4 protein-coding genes are annotated in these 6,074 nt (G+C 48.6%); 1 reads left to right on the forward strand and 3 read right to left on the reverse strand.

Annotation, left to right across the window (positions count from 1 at the left end):
* Nucleotide 1: 1 nt before the first annotated feature.
* The gene (locus QMD03_06310; GenBank protein ID MDI6776841.1) at nt 2-1,756 is read right to left on the reverse strand and encodes a molybdopterin-dependent oxidoreductase; all 1,755 of its coding nucleotides are present in this window, start codon (nt 1,754-1,756) and stop codon (nt 2-4) included.
* A 504-nt stretch (nt 1,757-2,260) separates the two neighbouring features.
* Here QMD03_06310 and QMD03_06315 point away from each other — a divergent pair.
* The gene (locus tag QMD03_06315) at nt 2,261-2,455 is read left to right on the forward strand and encodes a hypothetical protein (GenBank protein MDI6776842.1); all 195 of its coding nucleotides are present in this window, start codon (nt 2,261-2,263) and stop codon (nt 2,453-2,455) included.
* Between the two features lie 451 nt (nt 2,456-2,906).
* Here QMD03_06315 and QMD03_06320 read toward each other — a convergent pair whose 3' ends face one another.
* Together QMD03_06320 and QMD03_06325 are read right to left on the reverse strand one after the other, a co-directional pair.
* Entirely contained in the window at nt 2,907-4,238 is a 1,332-nt protein-coding gene (locus tag QMD03_06320; GenBank protein MDI6776843.1) for a DUF1329 domain-containing protein, read from the reverse strand.
* Nucleotides 4,239-4,840: 602 nt separating this feature from the next.
* Nucleotides 4,841-6,000, reverse strand: a protein-coding gene (locus tag QMD03_06325; protein MDI6776844.1) for an IS3 family transposase whose coding sequence is annotated in 2 segments (ribosomal slippage) — nt 4,841-5,715 and nt 5,715-6,000 — 1,161 coding nt in all. Because the reading frame shifts where the segments join, the coding sequence is not laid out codon by codon here.
* Nucleotides 6,001-6,074: the final 74 nt, after the last annotated feature.

Here is a 6,074-nt window from a genome sequence, read left to right on the forward strand (position 1 = left end):
CTTAGATCTTCTCCAAAGTTACATAAAGGTTAGGATAGTAAAGGGACCGGGTTGCCAGATCTAACTCGCCTTTCCCGGCTAAGCTTTCCATCAAAGTGATAAAATGAGAGGGAAGCACCAAGGTGCGGGAGGGGAGGTTTTCGTCCAGTTCTACTGGAACTTGGACCTCACCTCGCTCCGAGCGAATCCTTACTTTTTCCCCCATACGAATCCTATATTCACGGGCATCTTGGGAACTCATTCGTATAACTAAACGATCACTGGGACACTCAATCTTCAGAACCGGAGACTCTAAGATCATCTGATTTCGATTCCAGGCATAAAGGGTATTCGGAATAAGGAGAAAATACTCCTCTTCCTTGGGGCTCTTGGTGGTTCTGGAAGGTTGTAAGGGCACCCCATTTTGTTTTGGGGGCGGGAGGAGGATTCCAGAAACCGAATCCAATTCTGATTCAGAGGCTATTTGCTGGTAACCAGGGACTGATGTACTAATTTCTCTCCTCACCTCTGATTCAGAGAAAGCACGTAAAGGATTGCCTAACCTTTCAGAGAGCTCGGGAAGGATTTCGAGGAGGCTCCGACTTTCTTCCCTGGGATTTAAAGCTGGCCGCAATTTTTGTATTCTCCCTTCAGTATTAGTCATGGTGCCTCCCCCTTCGGCGAGAAGGGGGATTGGGAGGATACAATGAGCAATCCTGGTGGTTTCAGTAAAGAAGCGGTCAGCTACCATCAAGAATTCCAGGCTTTTAAGCCTCTCAACCATTGAGGATGACGGGAGATGAGTAAGAAGATCGTCAGCGAAAATGAGGAGGCCTTTAATTTTACTTTCAGCATCAAGCATCTCCTGAAGGTTTAACCCTTCTTCTCCAGGTTTTATCCCCATATCCCAAGCACCCCTTAGATTGGGAGATCTGCTTATGGGTATGACTGTAGGAATTCGATTTTGCGTGGGTAAAAGCTGGGAGAAGAATGCAAGAAGAGAAACGAGGCTTGATGACTGATTAACCTCATCGGCAATAAAAACCAGAGCTGATCCGGCTTGAGAAAGGCATTGAAAAACCTCATCAGGGACTTCTGCTCTCTCCTTTAGGGCGAAAGAAAGACTTTCTAATGCATAGGGAAGACGGAATTTATAAAAGTGTTCCGCCCGCTGAGAAGAGGGATCAGCCAGGATGACCTTACCGCCCTTGAGAAAAGACTGGATAATGCGAGAACCAACCGGGGAAAAATCCCTTAAGCTCCCTCTCCCAAGCACTAAAATAGCGGGGCTCTCGCGCATTGAGGAAATGGAACCCAACGATCCGAGAGATCCAGAAAAAAACTGAGCTAAGCCAGTAAGCGCAGAGGCCCCACTAAATCGGTAGCTTCCGTCCAGATTGTTGCTTTTAAGAACTTGTTGGCAGAAAAGAGAGATGAAGTAGTTGTCCTCATTGGTTAACCAGGGAGACCCGACTACCCCAAGAGACTGGGGGCCATAGGAATTTATAAGCTCGGAGAGCCTCTCATTGCACTTCCTGAGGGCCTTCTCCCAGTCAACTTCTTTTAGCTGACCTCCCTCCCGGATGAGGGGACGGATGACGCGATTTAAACTTCGGAGGTTCTGAAAACGATTCCATCCCCGATGACAAAGACGACCCTCACTTACCGGATGACCGGTGACAGGTAAAATGCCCTGTGGTTCTACTCCATCGGTGCGAATAAACATCCCGCACCCATTGCTGCAGAAGCTACAAATTGTTGGGGTATTTTTGATCATTTCAATTACCAGGCTACTCAAATGGGTTTAACTCTTTTGCCATTTTTCCCATTACTGTTTACTGTTACTTTAGGAGCATAGGAGCAAAGATTATGCCACTACCAATATTCTTCACTATATAAAATAAACCCTCTCTACATAGGGATACCCTTCCACCTAACATATAACATACTCAATTGTCATAAAAGTTTTGGTTTGCTAAAAATTGAAGTGTTCTCCCTATCCAGATCATTTTTTGCACATCCTGCGCTAATTTTGATCACCTTTTTCCCGGCAGGCGTTGCGCCACTAAAAGCATCCTTTTGGCATATGTAAATTATACGGCTTCACTTTCCTATCATCTCTAATCCTCATGGCGTTTCTTTACCTTAAATATGTAAGCTATTTTCATGCCATCAAAACCTGCAAATCTTTCCCCCCGTGGAAAGCCCACGCTGGGGGGAAAGGGGCTTTCGTTAAGGGGTCGTAAGCTTTCAATTGGCAAAGCAGCAGGCCGTAACGCAAGTGAACCTACAGGTAGCCTCGTTAAACTTTAATGAAGATGCCGACCCGATGGACACACGGGGAAGGCCAAAGACACGGGCTTGGAAAACGGAAGCGGTTCGTGAGAGGGGCGGCATGTTGCGGAAGACAAACAGTCCAGTGCTGGAGACCCGATATGGTGATGGTGGAGGATATCAACTGGCGCGTATAAGGTAACGAAATCGTGGCGGGTCATATCGGGAGTCGGAGGGGTTCAAAGTACCGTTTGAGGGCAAGGGGAGGGGCCTACATAACCCTGCTCGAGGGAAGGGCCCCTGCTTTGTTCACGCAACCGAAGAGTGGAGGGTGATGAAGATTGCCGAATGGCTATTCACTTCGTAATATCACCAGGACACGATGGAGGAAGCTCTATTGCCAGGCCAAGTAGGGAAAGCTGGTACTCGGCGGGTCTACTCAACCCATTTAATGCCGGGGTTCAGCGAGCGCTATGCATGTCTTATAGTGAAGAGCATCGGAAAGCCGTGTGCGGGAAAATCGCATGCACGGTTTGATGAGGGAGAACTGGCAAGTCCACCATGGTGCGGCTATTTAGGCACCGCCAGACGAAAGGGGCAAAAACAGATAAGCCAGCCTAAAGCGGTTATTGCCAGTTCTCTACACTACCCGTTTATTTACCCGCCGCTTCGAGATGGCCGAGGGTCACGTCATCCACATCGAATTTTCCGCTGAAGTCCATTGTACGGCAATGGAAATTCGTGGCGTGCCGCCGTTTGAAGTCTATGTTAGTGCCCATGTTTGGGATGGCCATCGATGTATTCTCATCATCATTAGGATGCGGAACCACGGTGCCCGGACTATGCAGATGCAAATTCGCCTTGGTAACGGGCCCGTGAAGATACTGCATGAATTTCCAGAGCTTGCCTTCCTTGTCGTACCCCTCGCCTATGTAAGTGGCCGGATAATGGGTATCCGCATATACAACCCTCCTGCTGTACGGATGGTAGGATGGCGGAATCCCCTCGATTTCCCAGACCTCACGGGGCTCCCACTCGTATACGAGGGAAGGGTTCCAATGTGGCCAGTTTTTCAGGTCGATCGACGGGAATTCCTTCTCCAGCGTGGGAGCGTCCTTTACCCAGTTCATTTTAGCGTTCCCCACGACGAGAATCGTTTTCTTACTGAGCACTTTCCAGCTTGTGTACCATGACGGACGCGCATTGATGCACCCTAGATCGTCATAAAGCATGTCCAGACCATCCACCGAGTCCACCCAGGCGCCGCCGGCGAGCCTTCGGGTCCGCCGCACCGACTTGACATAGACCCAGGTGTCATCGAGTTTCGAACTGTCATAGCGGATCGTGAATAACCCTAACCCCCTCAGGTCATAGGGGGCCGTGACATAGAAAATGGTCTTCCAGAGAATTTTGTCATCCAGAACCGGTTTCTCCCCCCTGTCTTTCAGACGTCCCTTGAGGTATACGCGGTTCCAGTACCAGTCCTGCCGACGCTCGACACCCGTGTCGGCGCTGATAAAGATCCAGGTGTGTTTATACTGCTGGACATTACCCCACCCCTGGGCGTAATACCAGTTCCAGACCACCTTGTCGCCTGCGTACGGGTCATCCATGGAGATATCGGGAAAAGGCAGGCCGGCCATGTAGCCTGAAACCTCACGGGTTTTGGGATCGAATTTAATGTTTTTTGCGTACCTCTTGGTGGCCTCGATGAAACCCTTGCTCATCTTGGGTATATCGGAGTGTCTAAGCTTCATCTGGAGACCCCAGTTCCGGATCTGGTACTCCAGGGACGCGATCAGCATGCTCCGGATCGTCTTCCCCTCAAAGGTATCGTTTATGACCTTGTCCAGGTTGGCTTTGTTAATCACGGTCCCGGCCGGAAGCTCGGCAGCCGAGGCCGCATAGGCCAGCACACCGAGCACTATACCCACGAGACAGAAAATACTTAATTTCCTTACCACAAACATCGGTTTTCTTAACATTATCTAACACCTCCCTTCTTTTGCTATCATTAAAGATTTCTCACTTCGCTCAAAATGACAGCATGGCAATGTTATTTCCCATAGGAATTTATCCCTCTGAGACCTTTGAAAAATAACGAAATTTGGATTCAGGAGAGCGAATCAAATGTTTTTTTCTGGCGCCATGCCGTCGCAGCGAAGCGTCCGCAAAGGCAATGTTTGAGCGCTCAAGAGCGAGTTTTGCCTTTACAGTGAAGCGAGACGTACATAATCGTCAAAAGATTTCTGAGCGCTGATGAATCCAAAGTTCAAAGCTCTCGTATTCAATATGGGACTCCCTGCAGTCCTTCTCAGTGTTTCCCTTGTTCCGATCACTTTTTGCGCACCATGCGCTAATTTTGACCACCTTTTCCTCGGCAGGTGCTGACCTATTAAAAGCATGCAGTGAGATCAATATAAACTAAGGGTCTCCCCATTGTCAAGACAAAAAATAGGCTTGTTTAAGGTGCATCTGGTACGCCTGCACGGGTTTTTAAAGTTAGGCCATTTTCCATGTGATAATACTTTCATGCGCCATCGCGATTTTGGGCCAGGATCGCTTCTTGTTAGGAACGCAACTCATCTTAACCTGTCGCTGTCCTCATCCTTTGCTGTGTCCACTCCTGGTATGGTTCTTTGAAATAGATATCATAGGGTGTCCGATAATCCAGGGCCTCGTGGATCCTTTCTTTGTTGTAGAACTGGAAGTACCTGTCCAGTTGGCGGCGTACCTCCGGTACCGTGTAGTAATCATGGAGATAGACCTCCTCATACTTGACCGTCCGCCAGAGCCGCTCTACAAAGATGTTGTCAAAGACCCTGCCACGGCCATCCATGCTAATCCGGATGCCTGCCTGTTCCAAACGATTGGTAAACTCAAGGGAGGTGAACTGTACCCCCTGATCAGTATTGAATATTTCCGGTTTCGAGGCCATGAGCGCTCTTTCCAGAGCGCGGATACAGAATGCTTTGTCCAGGGTCGTAGAAATCTCCCAGGCCAGAACATACCGACTGAACCAGTCCATGATAGCCACCAGATAAACAAAGCCCTGTACCATCCGGATATAGGTTATGTCGGCACACCACACCTGATCAGGATGGTTAATCTCCAGGTGTTTCAACAGATACGGATATATCTTATGCTCAGGACTGGCTGTGCTCAACCCTGGCTTCGGATAAATGGCCTCCAGACCCATGAGGCGCATCAATCTCCGAATCCGTTTGTGATTTACGTTATGTTCCTGAATCTTTAACCAGGCTGTCATCTTCGGAACACCATAAAAGGGAGTTCTGGTAAATTGTTCGTCAATCACATTCATCAAAAAACGGCTATAGCGGTCATCCTTTTCGGAGTGGTAATAATATGAAGACCTGGCAAGGTCTAAAAGCTCACATTGTCGGTTTACAGACAACATCACATATCCTGATTCGATCAATTGCCTTTTTTCTTCAACAGAAGTGTCTGGGATTTTTTTTTAAGCCAGTCCACCTCTACTTTGAGCTGTCCAATCTGACGGTAAAGCTCCGCCTGCAAATCTTCGCTATCCTTCTCCAGTTTCTTGCGCCGATCAGAAAACAACTGGGGCAGACCATCAAGAAGCCTCTGACGCCACTGGCGAATCTGATTGGGGTGTACCCCAAATTCACTGGCAATCTGGGCAAGGGTCCTCTCTTCTTTAAGCACCTCCAGGGCAACTCTCGCTTTGAATGCTCCATCGTAACCTCTCCGCATGTCCCTTACCATACCGCACCTCCTTTCGGTTTCGGCAGGCTAACACGCACCTTATATACCTGTCCAGTTTTTGGGGAGAGTTATAA

It is taken from the genome of Syntrophales bacterium, assembly GCA_030018935.1.
Taxonomy (GTDB): domain Bacteria; phylum Desulfobacterota; class Syntrophia; order Syntrophales; family CG2-30-49-12; genus CG2-30-49-12.